Below are 16,535 nucleotides of genomic sequence, written 5' to 3'. Positions count from 1 at the left end.
CGAGTTCAATGAGGGTACGTGGCTGGGATCTTTAGGTCTGTCCCCAGCTTGTGATCTGGTGTGCAAAATTGACCCCTTAGGGCGGACATCAGCTGCTGACGGTTTGAACCTGTAGGCCGATCTTCCAGCAGTCTTACTTGCGCGCGGAATGCTACTCTCGCAATCGCTTGAACGTTTTTTCTGATGCAAGCTCGTCGGTCAGATAGTCTAGAAAGCGCTCGGCGATTGGGTTCTCTGGGCCTTTGCGGAATGCAAAAATTCGGTGCTTCGGCAATGGGCCGAGATGTTCGGTTGCTCGTATCTGCCGCAAGTCTGGCGGTATTGATGACATTGGCAAGACGGACACGCCGAATCCCGCGCGTAGGCCTTGCTGGATTCCGGCAACACTGGAACAAACCAACGAGACTTCCCAAGGGCGTCCTTGTGCTTCCAGGCTGTCGACGGCGGCCTTGCGAAAACGGCAAGGCGACGGCAGCGTGATCAGGTGTATCATCTCTTCTTCGCCAGGAGACCAAGTCGGACCGCCAATCCAGCTCATCTCTTCTTCGAACAGGGGCTCCCCATTTTCCAGCATGGGTCCGGCGCCTGCCACGGCAAGGTCGAAATTCCCACGTGCGAAATCAGGGGCAAGATCCTGGCCGAGGCCAATGACCACCTCCAGACGCAACTGCGGATAGTGCGTGCGAAAGCGGTGCAGGATCCGGTGCAGAGTCAAAGGAGCCAAATACTCGGCGATACCGACCCGTAACTGGCCGCTGAGATCAGGGCCGCTCAGTCTTTCGACTGTCTCGTCATTGAGAGCAAGAATGCGCTTGGCGTAGCCAAGTAGAATTTCTCCATGCGAAGTCAGCTCGAATGTCCGGCTTGTCCGATGAATCAGCTGAATTTGGAGAATATCTTCGAGTTTGCGGATACGAACGCTAACGCCAGATTGGGTGAGGTGTGTCGTATCGGCGGCAGCGGTGAAGCCTCCTGCATCGACGACTGCCACAAAACATCTCAGCAGTGATGTATCTATGTCTATTTTGCGCATGCGAACCCCTAGCATGGTTTATTACACCGGTCATGGAGCCCATGCATCCGGATCACAAATACAATGATCGGAAGGCCCCGGTCGCCGGTTTCGCGTTGCTCGTCCCCAATTATTCTGTTCTGCGGCCATGGCCGGTCAGAATGGGCGTCCTTTCGCGCCGCAAATGCGCAAGGGCGATCAATGAGAACTGGTCATTGCTGATCGGTATATAATTCATTTGCCTCGCCACAAGCCTGCTTCTAGATGTGAAAACGATGAAACGCATCCCGCTGATCTGCGCTGACCTGGCTACCTTAAATGGTGAAAATCAAAAATAAAATCGCCAAATCGGTTAACGAAAGAAAATATTTCATCAAGAAAAGTATGTTTTGATTTCATGGAGGAGGATATTTCAATGAAGTCGACCTTGTTTAGAGCTATGGACGCGATAAAGTCCATTGATTTTGGCAAATCAATGCACAGATCTGTCCCAGATCTAGTTGATGGATTGAGTTCTGGTTCTATCAGTCGGCGTCAATTTTTGCGCACTGCCACGCTGCTTGGTGTGTCCGCAGCGGCCGCGTATTCGGCGGCCGATGTTTTTGGCGGCGGCATCGTGTCTTCCGCAATGGCACAAGAGACGCCCGAGCGCGGCGGCACCCTGAAGATCGGCATGCGCGTCCTCGATGCCACCGATCCGGCAATTGTCGATGGCTTCGAAAAGGCCAACATTTTCCGTCACACCGTCGAGACACTGACCGAGACCGGTTCAGACAATGTCACCCGTCCGATGCTTGCCGAGAGCTGGTCGGTCAACGACGATCTCACCCAGTGGACCTTCAAGCTCCGCCAGGGCGTAACATGGTCCAACGGCGATCCGTTCAAGGCCAGCGACGTGGCCTACAATTTCAATCGCTGGCTGCGCAAGGAGCTGGGCTCGGCAAACCTTTCCCTGTTTGCAGGCCTCACGTCGGACAAGGTCGAAGTGGTGGACGATCACACCATTCGCCTGACATTCGCCACGCCAATGCTGACGGTTCCTGAGAACCTCAACAACTACACCACCTTCATCGTCCATCCGAGCTTCGACGAGACCGGCGCCAACATCACTCGCAATCCGATTGGCACCGGCGCCTATACGATCTCCGAGTATGTGCTTGGCGAGAGCTGCAAGCTTGATCGGCGTGAGAAGTACTGGGGCGAGGGGGCCTATCTCGACGCCATCCGCTACATCGACCTTGGCGACGATATTGCCGCCCAGGCGGCTGCGATGGCCTCAGGCCAGGTCGACGGCCTGTTCGAGGTCGATGTCAGCCAGATCGCCATGTTCGAGGCAATGCCCGGTGTCATGGTCTCCGAAATGGCCTCGGCCACCACGGCAGTGGCGCGCATGCAGGTCACGCAGGCGCCGTTTGACAACCGCAATGTCCGAAAGGCCGTCCAGCTTTGCGTCGACAGGGCGCAGATCCTTGAAAAGGCCTACGCCGGCCGCGGTGTCGTCGGCGAGGATCACCATGTCAGCCCGATCCACCCCGATTACACGCCGATGCCTGCCTTGGTGCGCGATCCTGCCGAAGCCAGGCGCCTGCTGGCCGAGGCTGGTCATCCTGACGGCATCACCATTGCCGTGACCTGCCGTTCGTCTCCGCAGTGGGAGCTGAACGCCATGCAAATCCTCGCCGAACAGCTCAAGGAGGGCGGCATCACCTTGAACCTCAATGTCGTCCCGACGTCGGTGTTCTGGGAAGGCTGGACCAAGGTGCCGATGAATTTCTCGCCCTGGGGTCACCGCCCGCTTGGCGTGATGGTGCTCAATCTCGGCTACACGTCGAGCGGGCCGTGGAACGAAAGCAAGTATTCCAACCCCGATTTTGATGCGGCGATGGTGAAGGCCAATGCCGTGGTGGATCCGGTTGCCCGCGCCAAGCACCTCGCTGTCGCGCAGAAGATCCTGCAGGACGACGCAGTGATCATTCAGCCTCTGTGGCGCTCCGTCTTCGCGCCGATGCGTGAGAACGTGCGTGGCTTCCAGGTCCACCAGACATTCAATCACCTGTTCCGCAATGTCTGGTTGGCCGACGCTTAATCGACCCACCGGCGATAGATTTCTCCTCTTGAGGCCCGGATTTCGGGCGCAAGAGGAGTTGTCCCCTGTGGCAGGCAGCCTACGGCATGTACAAGAAATGGGTATCTCTGGATGAACGACCTCGCAGAAATCGCTGCAATCATCGCTGACGACATTTGCGGCCCACGCAGCTTCAGTACCTATGAAGAGCGAGTCAGCGACATGGACGCGGCCTATGCGATCCAGGATGCAGTGACCGGCCAACTAATTGCGTCCCGGTCGCGGGATAGCATCGGCGGCTACAAGATGGCATTCAACAGTCCTGCCTCGATGCAATATTATTCGCTTGCTGAACCTTGCGTTGCGCCGGTTTACGGCGGGCAGATCGTCGATAGCGGGGCCGTCCTTGATGCCCGCAACTATCACACATTCATCGTCGAACCTGAAATCTGCATCGTCCTGGGCAAGGACATTCCCATGGTGGAGAGGCTCGACCGCTCTTTCGTCGTCGGCTGTATCGACAGTGTCCGCCCGAGCTTTGAACTTCTCGATCATAGGGGCGCTTTTGCACTCGATCCGTCGGCGGCGCTAGCGGTCGCGCAAGGCATCTACAATGTTGGAGCGGTGCTCGGCAAAGCGGTTCCCGCCAATTTGCTCGATCAGCGCGCGAGCCTGGTGACGACCTTTTCGATCAACGGTGCAACAGTTGGGGAAAAGATTGACGCAGCACCGCAGGATCCGATCGATGCGATTAGCTGGATGGCGGGTGCGCTGGCGCGCCGTGGCCAGATGCTGAAGGCCGGCATGATCGTGCTGTGCGGGACGCACCTGCCATCGAAGGCGATCACAGCGCTGTCGAAGGTCGAGGTCTCCATGGGTGTCCTGGGCACGGCGCACTTCGAACTGATCTGACTGGCCGAAAAGGCGCTCAGGCGCTTGACGATAGCAATGGCGCGCGGCCCTCACGGGCTGGGCCCGCCGCAAGAACCAATTCTGGGAGAGGGGCTGCATATTCATGCTGGCGTTTATCGCAAAGAAGCTTGTCTCCATGGCGCTGACGATGCTGGTCGTGTCGATTCTGATCTTCGTCCTGCTCGAGATGAACGGGGCCGCCGTCGCCGGAAAGGTGCTGGGCCCCTATGCCGTGGAAGAGCAGCGGCAGCTGTGGCTCGAGGCCAATGGCTACATGCGTCCAGCCTATGTCAGATACCTGGAGTGGCTCAGCCATGCGCTGGTTGGCGACTTTGGCGAAAGCCTTCGGTTCAAGGTTCCTGTTTCCGAAATCCTATCACGCCGGCTGTGGGGCACGGCGATCCTCGCATTCTGGGCGATGACCTTCATTGTGACCATCGGCGTCGTGTCGGGCATTGTCGCTGGCATGCGTGAAGGCTCTCCGACGGACCGCTTCTTCACCACCCTTGCGGTGTTGACGACATCGATCCCCGAATTCGCCTCCGCTGTCTTCCTGACCTCCCTATTCGTGCACTATCTGCACTGGTTCCCCGGCACGAGCGGGATGGCCGACGGTTTTGACCCCATCCAGCTTGTGCTGCCTACGACTGTGCTGGTGCTCTACGGCTTTGGCTACATCACGCGCATGACGCGCGCCTCCATGGTCGAGGTCATGCAGCAGCCATACATGCGAACGGCTGTCCTCAAGGGGTTGCCTTATCGCAAGGTCATTTTGGGCCACGCCTTGCGCAATGCCCTGATCGCGCCGTTCACAGTCATTGTACTCCAGATCAACTGGCTTTTGTCGGGCGTCGTGGTGGTCGAATACAGCTTTTCCTACAAGGGATTTGGCGCGCTCGTGCTCGAGGCGGCGCTGAACCAGGACATCTATCTCTTGCAGGGTTGTGCGTTGGTTGCGGTCTTCATCGCAGTGACCACCCAGGTGATCGCCGACGTCGGCTACACCTATCTCAACCCGCGCATCCGCTTCAATTGATCGGAAACGACAGATGCAACTCAACGACAAAGTCGCCGGTCATAGCCTGAAAAGTCGCGCAACGCTTGCCTTGGCGCCGCTGCGCAGCTTGGCCTTATTGAGCGAGAGCCCGGTGGGACTGATTGGCGTCAGCCTGGTGCTGTTCTGGGTCCTGGTCGCCTTGTTTGCGCCCTTTCTCGCGCCGTATGATCCGCTCGCCCAGATGACGCCGTTCCAAGTGCCGGGCGCCACCGATGCCGAGGGCCGAATATTCTGGCTGGGGACCGATCAGCTCGGCCGCGACGTGCTCAGCCGCGTCATCTATGGCAGCCGCACCGTCTTGACCTACGCGCCGCTGGCGACGCTGTCGGCCTACACTGTCGGCTGCGCAATGGGTCTCGTCGCCGGCTACATGCAGGGCTGGGTCGACGAGGTACTGAGCTTCCTTGCCAACGTCGTCTTGTCGTTCCCGGTGATCCTTCTCTACGTCATTATCATCACCACGATCGGTCCTTCGGGCCTCAATATCGTGCTTGCCGTGACGTTCGCATCAGCTCCTGGCGTCATGCGCATCGTGCGCGGCCTGGTGTTGGACCTGCGCAGCCGCGACTATGTCGCAGCAGCCCAGACGCGTGGCGAGGGCGCGCTGTGGATTATGTTCGTGGAGATCCTCCTAACGCACGTGGTCCTTTGATCGTCGATGCCTGCCTGCGGCTCGGCTATGTCGCGATCACCATCGGCGTGCTCGGGTTCCTGGGCCTCGGACTTCCGCCCCCCACGCCGGACTGGGGCAGCATGATCAACGAGACGAGGGCCATGGCGATGAGCTTTCCCCACATGATCCTGTTTCCGTGCATCGCTATTTCATCGCTGGTTCTGGGCTTCAACCTGATGGCCGACGGAATTCGCGAAATCAGTCTCCGTGATTGATCGGTAGAAGGCAAAAATGGCTCTGAACATGTCTCCAGTCTCGCCCGCCCAACCGGTTCTCGATATAAGTGGATTGAACATCACCTATCGCACCCGGGCCGGCCTCAGCCCCGCAGTGATGGATTTCAATCTTCGGGTCATGCCGGGTGAGACTGTCGGACTTGTCGGCGAGTCTGGTTGCGGCAAGTCGACCGTCGCCATGGCGATCATGCGCTACATGGGGCGGAATGGCGTCATTGCCGGCGGGGCGATCCGCTTCAACGGCCGTGACACGGGCACCATGAACGAGGCCGAGCTGCGTGCCATGCGCGGTTCGGGCATCGCCATGGTCTATCAGGAGCCGTTTGCAGCGCTCAATCCGTCCATTCCGTGTGGACGGCAACTGATGGAAGTCGTCGAGACGCTGGGCGGTGAAGATGCCGCCAACGCGCGTGCACTGGCGCTGAAGATGCTGGCGGATGTGAACCTGCCCGACCCTGAACGCGTCATGGAGGCATACCCGCATCAGATATCGGGCGGCCAGCAGCAGCGCGTCGTCATCGCAATGGCGCTTTTGTCAAAGCCGGCCCTGCTTTTGATGGACGAGCCAACCACGGCGCTCGACGTCACGGTCGAGGCCGGAATCATCGACCTGATCCGCGACATCAAGGGCAAGTTCGGCACTTCGATAATCTTCATCTCGCACAATCTCGGCTTGGTCCGGGCCGTCTGTGACCGCGTCTCGGTAATGTATGCTGGTGAGGTGATCGAAGAGGGGACTGTCGAGGAAGTATTTAGGGACATGCGTCATCCCTACACGCACGGTCTGTTTTCAGCCATTCCGCAGCCGCGGGCAAACAAGCGCACGCGACCGCTCGTCACCATCCCCGGCCAGGTGATGTTGCCGCATGAGCGGCCGCGCGGATGCAACTTCGCGCCCCGCTGCAGCTTTTTCGAGAAAGGTCGATGCGATGCGCCGCAAGTCGTTGCGCAGCGACCCGTCCAAGGCAGCTCCAATCATTCCCTACGCTGCGAACGCTTCGAAGAAATAACGCTAGGCGGCGGGCAACAGACTCTGCCGCCGCCGCAAGGCGCACGATCCGAGGAGTTCGTTTTGCGTGTAGAGGAAATGCGCAAGTACTACCCTTTGCGGGCAGATGGGTTCTTCGACCGGTTCCGAGGCATCACCAAGCGGCTTGTCAAAGGCAATGACGGTGTCGATCTGGTCGCGCGTCGTGGCGAGACTGTCGCAATTGTCGGAGAATCCGGCAGCGGCAAGTCGACCTTTGCAAAGGTGCTGATGGGGCTTGAGACGGCAACGGGCGGCAAGGTGATGCTGGGAGATCAGGATATCACTCGAACCCCTGTTCAGGAGCGCAGCCGCACCCAGCGCTCCAACCTGCAGATGGTCTTCCAGAACCCCTCGGAAACGCTCAATCCCTCGATGACCGTCGGGTCGCAAATCGCTCGCGTCGTGCGCAAGCTCGGCGGCCTGTCCGACCAGGGCAGCATCGACAAGCGGGTTTTGGAATTGCTGGATCTGGTCAAGCTGCCGCGCGAGTTTGCCAGGCGGCGGCCGCGCCAGCTGTCGGGCGGGCAGAAGCAGCGCGTGGCGATCGCGCGGGCCTTCGCCGGCACGCCTGATATGGTGGTGGCCGATGAGCCGGTCTCCGCGCTGGATGTGTCGGTGCAGGCTGCGGTTATCGAGCTGCTGATCTCGATTCAGCGCCAAAACAACACGACGATCGTGTTCATCAGTCACGACCTGTCGCTGGTGCAGTATGTCGCCGACCGGGTCGTCGTCATGTATCTCGGCCAGATCATGGAGCAGGGGACCGTTAGCGAGGTGTTTTCCTCGCCTTACCATCCCTACACTGAGGCGCTCATTTCGGCGATTCCCGTCGCTGATCCGACGATCGAGAAGCGCAAGATTGTGCTCGATGGCACTTTGCCGAGCCCGCTTGATCCGCCCAAAGGCTGTGCTTTCTGCACGCGATGCCCGCGCAGGATCGGCTCCATTTGCGACGAGCAGGCACCTGCCGTTCAGGTCACCGACAAGGGCCACACGATCAAGTGCCATATTCCTATTGCTGAACTTGCAACCGTACCACCGGTCTTCCGGCAAAAGGAAGACGAACTCTACGTGGCAACTATCCAATAAGATCTGGCCATTGCCGTCATCGTCAGCGTGTTCAAAAGCACATTTTTCGAACGTAGGCGATCAATGATAATTGGTCATGTCAACACGTTTAACATCTCGTTTGTGTGATGCGCGGCCCAGCCTTAATGTAAGAGTCGTTGACGCGTCAGTTTCGGCGGGGTGTCAGCTTACGCTTAAAATTTCCATTCTTTCAATTAGTTAGGATTCTAGTCAATCCCACGAAATTGAATGCGGTCGATTTGGCGTGTGACCTGACAGGCGTCGTCCCGTTAGGCAAGGATTATAGTATTGTATGTTTCAGGAGATTTTGTAATGCGGGCAGTTGGCTTTCATGTCGGTCGACCGGCAAACCACAGCGAGGCGCTGGTTGATCTCGATCTGCCGCAGCCGGTTCCGGGGCCTCGCGATGTGTTGGTTCGGGTAGGTGCTGCCGGCGTCAATCCGATCGACTGCAAGCTGCGTATGCGGGTTACGCCCGAGGCTGGTCAGGCAAAGATCCTGGGTTACGACGCGGCCGGTACGGTCGTTGCCGTCGGCAGCGAGGCCTCGTTGTTTGTGCCAGGCGATGAAGTCTTTTACGCAGGCTCAATGCAGCGCCAGGGTTCCAACGCAGAATTTCAAGCCGTCGATGAACGGCTCATCGGACGAAAGCCAACAAGCCTCGATTTTGCGGCAGCCGCCGCACTGCCGCTGACGTCGATCACAGCGTGGGAAATGCTGTTTGAAAAATTCCGCATAACCCGCAGTCTCGACAGCAAGGGCGTATTCCTCGTCATAGGCGGGGCAGGAGGCGTAGGCTCGATCCTCATCCAGCTTGCCCGGCAGCTGACCGGCCTCACGATCGTTGCGACTGCTTCCCGCACTGAGAGCGTGCAATGGTGCCTCGACATGGGCGCGCATCACGTCATTGACCATCACAAGTCGTTGCAGGATCAGCTCGCACAGCTCGGCTTGGCTTCGGTCGACTACGTCGCTTCCCTGACGGCGTCGGACCAGCACATCGACGCTGTCATCGCGATGACCAGCGTGTTCGGCCAGATCTGCGTGATTGATGACCTGACCAAGATCAACATTGCCGAGATGAAGCGCAAGAGCTTGACCCTACATTGGGAATTCATGTTTGCGCGTTCCAACAACCGGACTGTCGACATGGCCGAGCAGGGCGCAATCCTCAATGAGGTTGCACGCCTTGTCGATGAGGGCACGTTGCGTACGACGCTGCATGAGGAGATCAAGGGCCTCTCAGCGGAAAACCTCAGAGCCGCGCATGTTCGCCAGGAAAGCAATGGAAGCATCGGCAAGCTCGTGATCGGCTACTGACCGGGCGAAGTCAGCAAATGCGTGGCTGTCAGATGCCGGCCTCGGCCGGCTAAGCCACTCCGCCATGAACGTCCTGCGGTGACTTTTGACTTCATGACAATTCATCAAAGCTTCGATCCGACTACATTGGTGGTTGGCGGCCCCCGCTTGGCTATTGCGGATGTCGTCAAAGCCGCGCGCGAGCCGAAGATCACTATTGCTTCGGCAAATGGGTCCGACGCTCGGCTGGCTGCTGGCTTCGATGTCGTTATGGCAGCTGCAGCCCAAGGCCTGAAAGTCTATGGGCTGACCGTTGGTGTCGGGCTGAATAAGGACCGGTCAGCGCTTGTACATGAGGGTAACGCTCGCTGCGAGGATGTGGAACTCCTCAACAGATCGCGCCAGTTCAACATCATGTCCTTGCGGGCACATGCAGCCGGGCTTGGGCCAGACATGGCGCCGGAGGTGGTCCGTGCCGCAATGCTGATCCGCTTTCACACGATGGCGAGCGGAGCGGCTGGTGTGCAGCCGGCAGTGGCGCATCAGTATCGAGCATTCTTGAATGCCGACATCACGCCCGTGGTGCCGGCGCGTGGTTCGGCCGGCGAGGCCGACATTACCCTTGCTGCCCATATCGGGCTGGCCATGATGGGCGAATGGTTCGTCTACTATGGCGGCGCGCGCGTTCCGGCGAAGGACGCGCTGCTTGCCGAGGGGCTTTCGCCGCTTGCTCCGCTTGGCAAGGATTTTCTGGGCATCATCGGCACCAATGCGCTGGCTGCCGCGCAGGCATGCCTCGCCCTGCACGACGTCGCCCGCTATCTCGACTGTGCCATGCTGGTGTTTGGCCTTGCGCTGGAGGGTTGCAACGGCAACGTCGCCCCCTTTGCCGCCGCAACGACGGAGATGCGACCCTTTCCCGGTATGTCCGACGCATCGTCCAGCATACGCGCCCTATTGGAGGGCAGCTATCTTTGGCAGCCGGACGCGGCCCGGGCCCTCCAGGATCCGTTGTCGTTTCGCACTATGGGTTATGTCTTGGGCAATGTCCTTGAGGCGTTGCGCGATGCCGAAGCCGCCCTGCTGATCCAGATCAATCATTCCGACGATAATCCGGCGGTCGTTGTCGGCCCCGGGAAGCCCGAACAGGAAGGCGGCCAGCTGGACAGCTACCGTGTCTGCGGTGCGGTCGAAGGGGCGATATACCCGACTGCTAATTTCGATGTGATCCCGGTCGTCGCCCGCATTGAAAGCCTCAACCTCGCACTTGCTCGCCTGTCGCTTGCCATCGTCATGCAGACGCTACGCTTCGAGGCGCCCGAGCTGACCGGCCTTCCACGCTTTCTGTCGGCTGAAACCAACCATGGCCATGCCTTTGGCGCGTTGCAAAAGCCGTTGGCAGCGCTTTATGCCGAGACCCGACACCATGCGATGCCAATGTCGCTCGACACGGTGGCGATGGCCGGCTCGATGGAGGACATGGCGAGCAATTCGCTTGGCGTCCTCGCCAATCTCGGCCGCATACTCGATAATCTTTACGCGCTGTCGTCGATCCAGCTCCTGCACGCAGCTCAAGCGGCGGACCTGCGCCGGAACAGTACGCTCAGCACGAGGACGCAGGGCCTTTTACACGCCTATCGGCAGGTCGTTGACTTTGTCGACCGTGACCGCGTGTTCACAGGTGACATCGCCGCCGGCCTCGATTTTCTGAGGAGCTGGGACGGCTTCCACACCACGAAAGGACAAGCCCTCCATGGGTGACCGCGTCTTCACCGGCACGATCGTTTTGCCGCAAACTGTGATCGAGAACGGCTGGGTGCTTGCCGCTGATGGCCGCGTCGTCCAGGTCGGAACGGGCAGCGCGCCGGCTGGTGAGCTCCATGGGGGACCGGGTTTTCTCGTCCTCCCCGGGGCCATCGACAGCCAGGTGCATAGCCGTAGCCAGAAGGGCCAGGAAGACTTTGTCTGGTCGACCCGAAGTGCTGCTTCAGGTGGTGTCACCACCATCGTCGACATGCCTTATGATGACGGTGATCTCATCGCCACCGCCGTGCGCCTGACGAACAAGGCTGAAGAGGCTGCCGCCCAGGCGCGTGTCGATTTCGCACTTTATGCGACCACCCACCCCAGGGACGGCGCCAAGCACGTTGCCGAACTGGTTGAGGCAGGTGCTGCCGCCTTCAAGTTCTCGACCTTCGGTACCCATCCCGAACGCTTTCCGCGCGTGCCGCCTTATGAGCTGTACCGCTCCTTTGCGGCGATCGCCGACCACGGACTGATGGCCGGGGTCCACAACGAAAATGACGAGATGGTTCGCGCCTTTATCGCCGAGGTGGAGGCCAGCGGGCGCACCGACTACGCCGCCCACGGCTTGAGCCGTCCCGCGGTGAGCGAAGCCATCGCCATGGCCGAAGTCTACGAGATCGGTGCTGCCACCGGCTGTCCGGCACATGTGGTGCACTGTTCCATCGGCCGCGGCTACGATCTTGCCGCGGGTTACCGCGCGCAGGGCTTCGAATCGACTGTCGAGGCCTGCATCCACTATCTGACTCTGAACGAGGAAGATGACGTGCGTCGTCTCGTCGGCCAGGCCAAGATCAATCCGCCCGTGCGTTCGCAGCACGAGGTCGAGGCCTTGTGGCGTCATCTCGCCGCCGGCAACGTCACCATCGTGTCGACCGATCACGTCAGCTGGTCCGAGGACCGCAAGAGCGATCCCGACATGCTCAAGAACGCCTCGGGCGTACCCGGCCTCGAAGTGCTCTATGCCTTGCTGCTGAAGGGTCTGGACGCACGCGGCCTGTCATTGTCGCACGCGGCGCGCCTGCTCGCTCACAACCCGGCCAACCTGTTTCGCCTCGGCCAAACCAAGGGCGCGCTGGCTGTTGGCCGTGATGCCGACATCGTGCTCGCGCGCCGCGATCCCTTCATCTACCAGGCCGGTGCAAGCGGCAACAATGTCGTCGACTGGAGCCCCTACGAGGGCATGACGCTGCCTTTCCGCATCGTCTCGACCTTCGTTCGCGGCGAATGCGTGATGGAGCAGGGCAAGGTGCTGGCAGAGCCCGGCAGCGGTCGTTTCGTGCGCCCGTTGCGGAAGGCTGCATGATGACCAACAAGAAAACGAGCAACCTGCCGGTCGATCCCGATCGCCTGTGGCAGGACATCATGGCGCTTGCCGACATCACCGACCCGGGCAAGCCCTATACGCGGCGCTCCTTCTCCACTCGCTTCCTCGAAGGCCGGGCATATCTTGAGGCGCGCTTTGCGGAAGCCGGCCTTGCCGTGCGCATCGACACGGCAGGCAATCTGATCGGTCGGCGCGAGGGCAGCGATCCTTCGCTTGGCACCATCATGGTAGGTTCGCACAGTGACACTGTGCCTTCAGGCGGTCGCTTCGATGGCATTGCAGGAGTGGCGACGGGGCTTGAGGTCGCGCGTGCGCTGGCTGACGGCGGCACGCCCTTGCGCCATGCGCTTGAAGTGGTCGATTTCCTCGCTGAGGAACCCAGCGAATTCGGCCTCTCCTGTGTTGGCAGCCGTGGCATGACCGGGCTGTTGGAGCCGCGCATGCTTAGTTTCCCTGGGCCCGGTGGCGAACTGCTGGATTCGGCGCTTCGTCGGGTCGGTGGCATGCCGGACAAGCTTGACAAGCCCTTGCGCGATGACATTCGCGCCTTCTTCGAACTGCATATCGAGCAGGGACCGGTGCTCGAAGCGCGCGCCATTGACATTGGCTTGGTGACCGGCATCGTCGGCATTACTCGCTTCGAGATTGTCTTTGAGGGTGCCGCCGATCATGCCGGCACCACGCCGATGGATCTGCGCCGCGACGCTCTGGTTGCTGCAGCACAGACTATCACCGCAATCCGCGCTGCGGGCGAGCGCCTCGCCGACGAGGCCGGCGGTTACTTCGTCGCCACCGTCGGCATTGTCGAGGTCGAGCCGGCAGGTGCTAATGTCGTACCCCGGCTCGCCCGCATCATCGTCGACATCCGCACCAGCGAACGTCAACGAACCGAGCGCTTCATTGCCGAGCTTGACGCGGCAAGCACTGCGGCGGCCGTGGCTGCCCGCGTTGTCCGCACCGCATTCCTGCGCCTGTCCGACACGCTGCCGACGCAGTGCGACGCTGGACTGCAGCAGCTGCTGGCTGATGGTGCCGACGTCCTTGGCCATTCGCATGTGCCATTGGCAAGCGGCGCCGGACACGACGCGGCATTCATTGCCCAGATCGCGCCGGTTGCAATGGTCTTCGTGCCCTGCCGGGACGGCAAGAGCCACACGCCCGAGGAATGGGCGGAGCCCGAGGCGATCGCTGCAGGTGCTGCCACGATCTTTGAAGCTGTGCGGCGCTTCGATGCCGCTGGCTGCACATCCCAAACCAATTGAGGGCAATCCGATGGGACGCATCCTGACACTGAACGACGTCGAAGCAGCGCTGCGCGGAGGATCGGTCTTTGCGGCAGGCGGTGGCGGCTGGATCGAACATGGCCGAACGCTCGGCACTGCGGCCGTCACCATAGGCCGCCCCGAACTAGTCGACATGGACGAGGTGGCCGACGATGCCTGGATCGCCACCGCTGCCGCCATTGGCGCGCCTGCCGGAACGACCCAGTGGGAGATGCAGGGCGTCGATTATGTCCGTGCGGTTGAACTCTTACAGGACGCCCTTGGCGAGCCGCTGCATGGCCTGATCATTGGCCAGAACGGCATGTCCTCGACGATGAATGCCTGGCTGCCCTCCGCCATGCTGGGCACCAAGGTCATCGATGCTGTCGGCGACATCCGGGCCCACCCCACTGGCGACATGGGCTCGATCGGCATGGCCAACAGCCCCGAGCAGATGATCCAGACCGCTGTGGGCGGCCATCGCGATAGCGATTCTTACATCGAGCTTGTCGTGCGCGGCGCCACCGCCAAGGTCTCGCCGGTCCTGCGCAAGGCCTCTGATATGTCGGGCGGCTTTATCGCCAGTTGCCGCAACCCGTTGCGCGCCAGGTACGTCCGCGACAACGCGGCCCTTGGCGGTATCTCGCGCGCGCTGGCACTCGGCGAGGCGATCCGCGTGGCCGAGCCCAAAGGCGGCTCAGCGGTGGTTGACGCCATCTGCAAGACTACCAATGGCACGATCCTGGGGCAGGGCAAGGTCGTGCGCAAGGCTGTCACTTACACCGAAGAGGCCTTCGATGTTGGCACCATCACCGTGAAGGTCGGTGGGCGTGAGCTCGTATTACATGTGATGAACGAATACATGGCAGTGACCGATGGCGACGGCGTTCGTCTTGCCACATTCCCTGATGTCATCACCACGCTCGACAGCGACGGCAAGCCCGTCAGCGTCGGCCATGTCCGCGAGGGCATGGAGCTGCTGGTTTTCCACATCGACAAGAGCGAAATCCCACTGAGTTCGTCGGTGAAGGATCCCAGCGTCTATCCGGTGGTGGAAAAGGCGCTTGGCCTGTCTTTCGCCGACTATGCGCTGGCTTGAGGAGTAGCAATGATGACCCGCGAATTTACCGTGACTTCTGGCTCAACGCTGCGTTGCAAGGGCTGGCGGCAGGAAGGGCTTTTGCGCCTTCTCGAAAATGTCCTGGCCGTCGGCGAAGACCCCGCCAACCTGGTGGTCTATGCAGCACTCGGCAAGGCGGCGCGCGACTGGCCCTCGCATGACCGCATCGTTGCAACCTTGCGCACGATGAGCGACGACGAAACCTTGGTGGTCCAGTCGGGCAAGCCGATTGGCGTGCTCAAGACCCATGAGCACGCACCCATCGTCATCATGGCCAACTGCAACATGGTCGGCCAATGGGCCAAGGCCGAGAACTTCTACGAGCTGGAAAAGGATGGGCTGATCTGTTGGGGCGGTCTGACCGCCGGCGACTGGCAGTATATCGGCTCCCAAGGCGTCATTCAGGGCACCTACGAGATTTTCATGCGCATCGCCGAGCGTCATTTTGGCGGCGAATTGGCTGGACGGTTCGTGCTGACCGCCGGCCTTGGCGGCATGGGCGGCGCCCAGCCGTTGGCTGGCCGGCTTGCTGGTGCCGTCACGCTTTGCGTCGAAATCGACGCCGAGCGCATCCGCAAGCGCCGCGAGATCGGCTTCTTGGAGGCTGAGGCGAAGACCCTCGACGAAGCGCTTGCCATGGTGGCAGCAGCCCAGGCGGAAAAGCGTGCGACGTCAATCGGCCTGCTCGGCAACGCCGCCGATGTCTACGAGCAGATTTTGGCGCGCGGGGTCATTCCCGACATCGTGACCGACCAGACCTCGGCGCATGATCTCGTTTATGGCTATGTCCCGGCGACGCGCAGCCTTGTCGAGGCCCGCGGCATGCGCAAGACCGATCCGAAGACCCTGATGAACGAAAGCCGTGCTTCGATCGTGCGCCATGTCAGCGCCATGCTCGGTTTCCAGAAGGCCGGTGCCGTGGTGTTCGACAATGGCAATCTGATCCGCACCCATGCGCGCGACGGCGGGGTTGCCAACGCCTTCGACATCCCGATCTTCACCGAGGCCTTCTTGCGACCACTGTTTTGCCGCGCCATCGGACCGTTCCGCTGGATTGCGCTGTCCAACGACCGCGACGACATTCGCAAGATCGACGACTATGTCCTTGAAGCCTTCCCCGACAACCGCATCGTCACGAACTGGATCGCATTGGCGCGCGAGCATGTGCCGTTTGAAGGCCTGCCGGCGCGTATTGCCTGGCTCGGCCACGGCGAACGCACCCAGCTTGGCCTTGCCGTCAACAAGATGGTACGCGACGGCGTGCTTTCCGGGCCGATCGCCTTTACGCGAGACCATCTCGACGCCGGTGCGATGGCTCATCCCAACATCATGACCGAGAATATGCGCGACGGCTCGGATGCCATTGCCGACTGGCCGCTCATCAACGCGCTGGCGATGTGTTCGTCCCAGGCCGACTTGGTTGCGATCCATTCCGGTGGCGGCGGCTATTCCGGCTACATGACTAGCTCTGGCGTGACCATCATTGCCGACGGCACTGTGGAGGCAGACGAGCGTCTGCGGCTATCGCTGACCAACGACACCTCGCTCGGTGTCATGCGCTATGCCGATGCTGGCTATGAGGAGGCGTTGGACGAGGCGGTTCGCAAGGACGTTCGCCATTTCGATCTTGGCATGACGGCCTGACGGCGA

The 16,535-nt window shown here is 60.6% G+C and carries 13 protein-coding genes; 12 read left to right on the top strand and 1 reads right to left on the bottom strand.

The genetic code is table 11. From position 1 onward, the window contains the following. Nucleotides 1–151: 151 nt before the first annotated feature. Nucleotides 152–1,033 carry a LysR family transcriptional regulator gene (locus tag AC1DLV_RS03430; protein WP_476798172.1) on the bottom strand — a complete coding sequence of 294 codons (882 nt, stop codon included), beginning with the start codon at nt 1,031–1,033 and terminating at the stop codon, nt 152–154. A gap of 520 nt (nt 1,034–1,553) precedes the next feature. Between AC1DLV_RS03430 and AC1DLV_RS03425 the strand changes: the two genes are divergently transcribed. The 12 genes from AC1DLV_RS03425 to AC1DLV_RS03370 all read left to right on the top strand — a co-directional run bounded on the left by AC1DLV_RS03425 (nt 1,554) and on the right by AC1DLV_RS03370 (nt 16,529). After that, the gene (locus tag AC1DLV_RS03425; RefSeq protein ID WP_476798171.1) at nt 1,554–3,098 is read left to right on the top strand and encodes an ABC transporter substrate-binding protein; all 1,545 of its coding nucleotides are present in this window, start codon (nt 1,554–1,556) and stop codon (nt 3,096–3,098) included. 111 nt (nt 3,099–3,209) lie between these two features. Further along, nucleotides 3,210–3,989, top strand: coding sequence for a hypothetical protein (locus tag AC1DLV_RS03420; RefSeq protein WP_476798170.1), 780 nt, complete (start codon nt 3,210–3,212; stop codon nt 3,987–3,989). A gap of 103 nt (nt 3,990–4,092) precedes the next feature. Next, on the top strand, nt 4,093–5,025 hold the full coding sequence (locus tag AC1DLV_RS03415; protein WP_476798169.1) for an ABC transporter permease: 933 nt from the start codon (nt 4,093–4,095) through the stop codon (nt 5,023–5,025). A 13-nt stretch (nt 5,026–5,038) separates the two neighbouring features. Then, entirely contained in the window at nt 5,039–5,698 is a 660-nt protein-coding gene (locus AC1DLV_RS03410) for an ABC transporter permease (RefSeq protein WP_476798168.1), read from the top strand. Beyond that, on the top strand, nt 5,695–5,934 hold the full coding sequence (locus AC1DLV_RS03405; RefSeq protein WP_476798167.1) for a hypothetical protein: 240 nt from the start codon (nt 5,695–5,697) through the stop codon (nt 5,932–5,934). The genes AC1DLV_RS03410 and AC1DLV_RS03405 overlap by 4 nt, the downstream gene beginning before the upstream one ends. A gap of 16 nt (nt 5,935–5,950) precedes the next feature. Next, entirely contained in the window at nt 5,951–8,074 is a 2,124-nt protein-coding gene (locus tag AC1DLV_RS03400) for a dipeptide ABC transporter ATP-binding protein (RefSeq protein WP_476798166.1), read from the top strand. Nucleotides 8,075–8,386: 312 nt separating this feature from the next. Further along, nucleotides 8,387–9,394, top strand: coding sequence for a zinc-binding alcohol dehydrogenase family protein (locus AC1DLV_RS03395; protein ID WP_476798165.1), 1,008 nt, complete (start codon nt 8,387–8,389; stop codon nt 9,392–9,394). A 93-nt stretch (nt 9,395–9,487) separates the two neighbouring features. Beyond that, nucleotides 9,488–11,134: an HAL/PAL/TAL family ammonia-lyase gene (locus tag AC1DLV_RS03390; RefSeq protein WP_476798164.1), complete on the top strand. Its 1,647-nt coding sequence runs from the start codon at nt 9,488–9,490 to the stop codon at nt 11,132–11,134. Continuing rightward, a complete protein-coding gene (locus tag AC1DLV_RS03385; protein ID WP_476798163.1) occupies nt 11,127–12,482 on the top strand; it encodes a dihydroorotase in 1,356 nt (451 codons plus the stop codon). The genes AC1DLV_RS03390 and AC1DLV_RS03385 overlap by 8 nt, the downstream gene beginning before the upstream one ends. Further along, complete coding sequence (locus AC1DLV_RS03380) at nt 12,482–13,765, top strand: Zn-dependent hydrolase (RefSeq protein ID WP_476798162.1); 1,284 nt, start codon at nt 12,482–12,484, stop codon at nt 13,763–13,765. The genes AC1DLV_RS03385 and AC1DLV_RS03380 overlap by 1 nt, the downstream gene beginning before the upstream one ends. Before the next feature lie 10 nt (nt 13,766–13,775). After that, nucleotides 13,776–14,864 (top strand): DUF917 domain-containing protein, encoded by a 1,089-nt coding sequence (locus AC1DLV_RS03375; protein WP_476798161.1) that lies wholly within the window; start codon nt 13,776–13,778, stop codon nt 14,862–14,864. 9 nt (nt 14,865–14,873) lie between these two features. Continuing rightward, nucleotides 14,874–16,529: a urocanate hydratase gene (locus AC1DLV_RS03370; RefSeq protein ID WP_476798160.1), complete on the top strand. Its 1,656-nt coding sequence runs from the start codon at nt 14,874–14,876 to the stop codon at nt 16,527–16,529. Nucleotides 16,530–16,535: the final 6 nt, after the last annotated feature.

Source organism: Aminobacter sp. 01T433 (genome assembly GCF_056398585.1).
The sequence above is the reverse complement of the archived record's forward strand: the minus strand, read 5'-3'. Positions and strand labels throughout refer to the sequence as shown.

Bases quoted from the DNA above. Each gene is read 5' to 3' on its own strand.
- AC1DLV_RS03385 (WP_476798163.1), top strand. From the start codon at position 11,127: ATGGGTGACCGCGTCTTCACCGGCACGATCGTTTTGCCGCAAACTGTG.
- AC1DLV_RS03395 (WP_476798165.1), top strand. From the start codon at position 8,387: ATGCGGGCAGTTGGCTTTCATGTCGGTCGACCGGCAAACCACAGCGAG.
- AC1DLV_RS03410 (WP_476798168.1), top strand. From the start codon at position 5,039: ATGCAACTCAACGACAAAGTCGCCGGTCATAGCCTGAAAAGTCGCGCA.
- AC1DLV_RS03420 (WP_476798170.1), top strand. From the start codon at position 3,210: ATGAACGACCTCGCAGAAATCGCTGCAATCATCGCTGACGACATTTGC.
- AC1DLV_RS03375 (WP_476798161.1), top strand. From the start codon at position 13,776: ATGGGACGCATCCTGACACTGAACGACGTCGAAGCAGCGCTGCGCGGA.
- AC1DLV_RS03415 (WP_476798169.1), top strand. From the start codon at position 4,093: ATGCTGGCGTTTATCGCAAAGAAGCTTGTCTCCATGGCGCTGACGATG.
- AC1DLV_RS03380 (WP_476798162.1), top strand. From the start codon at position 12,482: ATGACCAACAAGAAAACGAGCAACCTGCCGGTCGATCCCGATCGCCTG.
- AC1DLV_RS03390 (WP_476798164.1), top strand. From the start codon at position 9,488: ATGACAATTCATCAAAGCTTCGATCCGACTACATTGGTGGTTGGCGGC.
- AC1DLV_RS03430 (WP_476798172.1), bottom strand. From the start codon at position 1,033: ATGCGCAAAATAGACATAGATACATCACTGCTGAGATGTTTTGTGGCA.
- AC1DLV_RS03370 (WP_476798160.1), top strand. From the start codon at position 14,874: ATGATGACCCGCGAATTTACCGTGACTTCTGGCTCAACGCTGCGTTGC.
- AC1DLV_RS03400 (WP_476798166.1), top strand. From the start codon at position 5,951: ATGGCTCTGAACATGTCTCCAGTCTCGCCCGCCCAACCGGTTCTCGAT.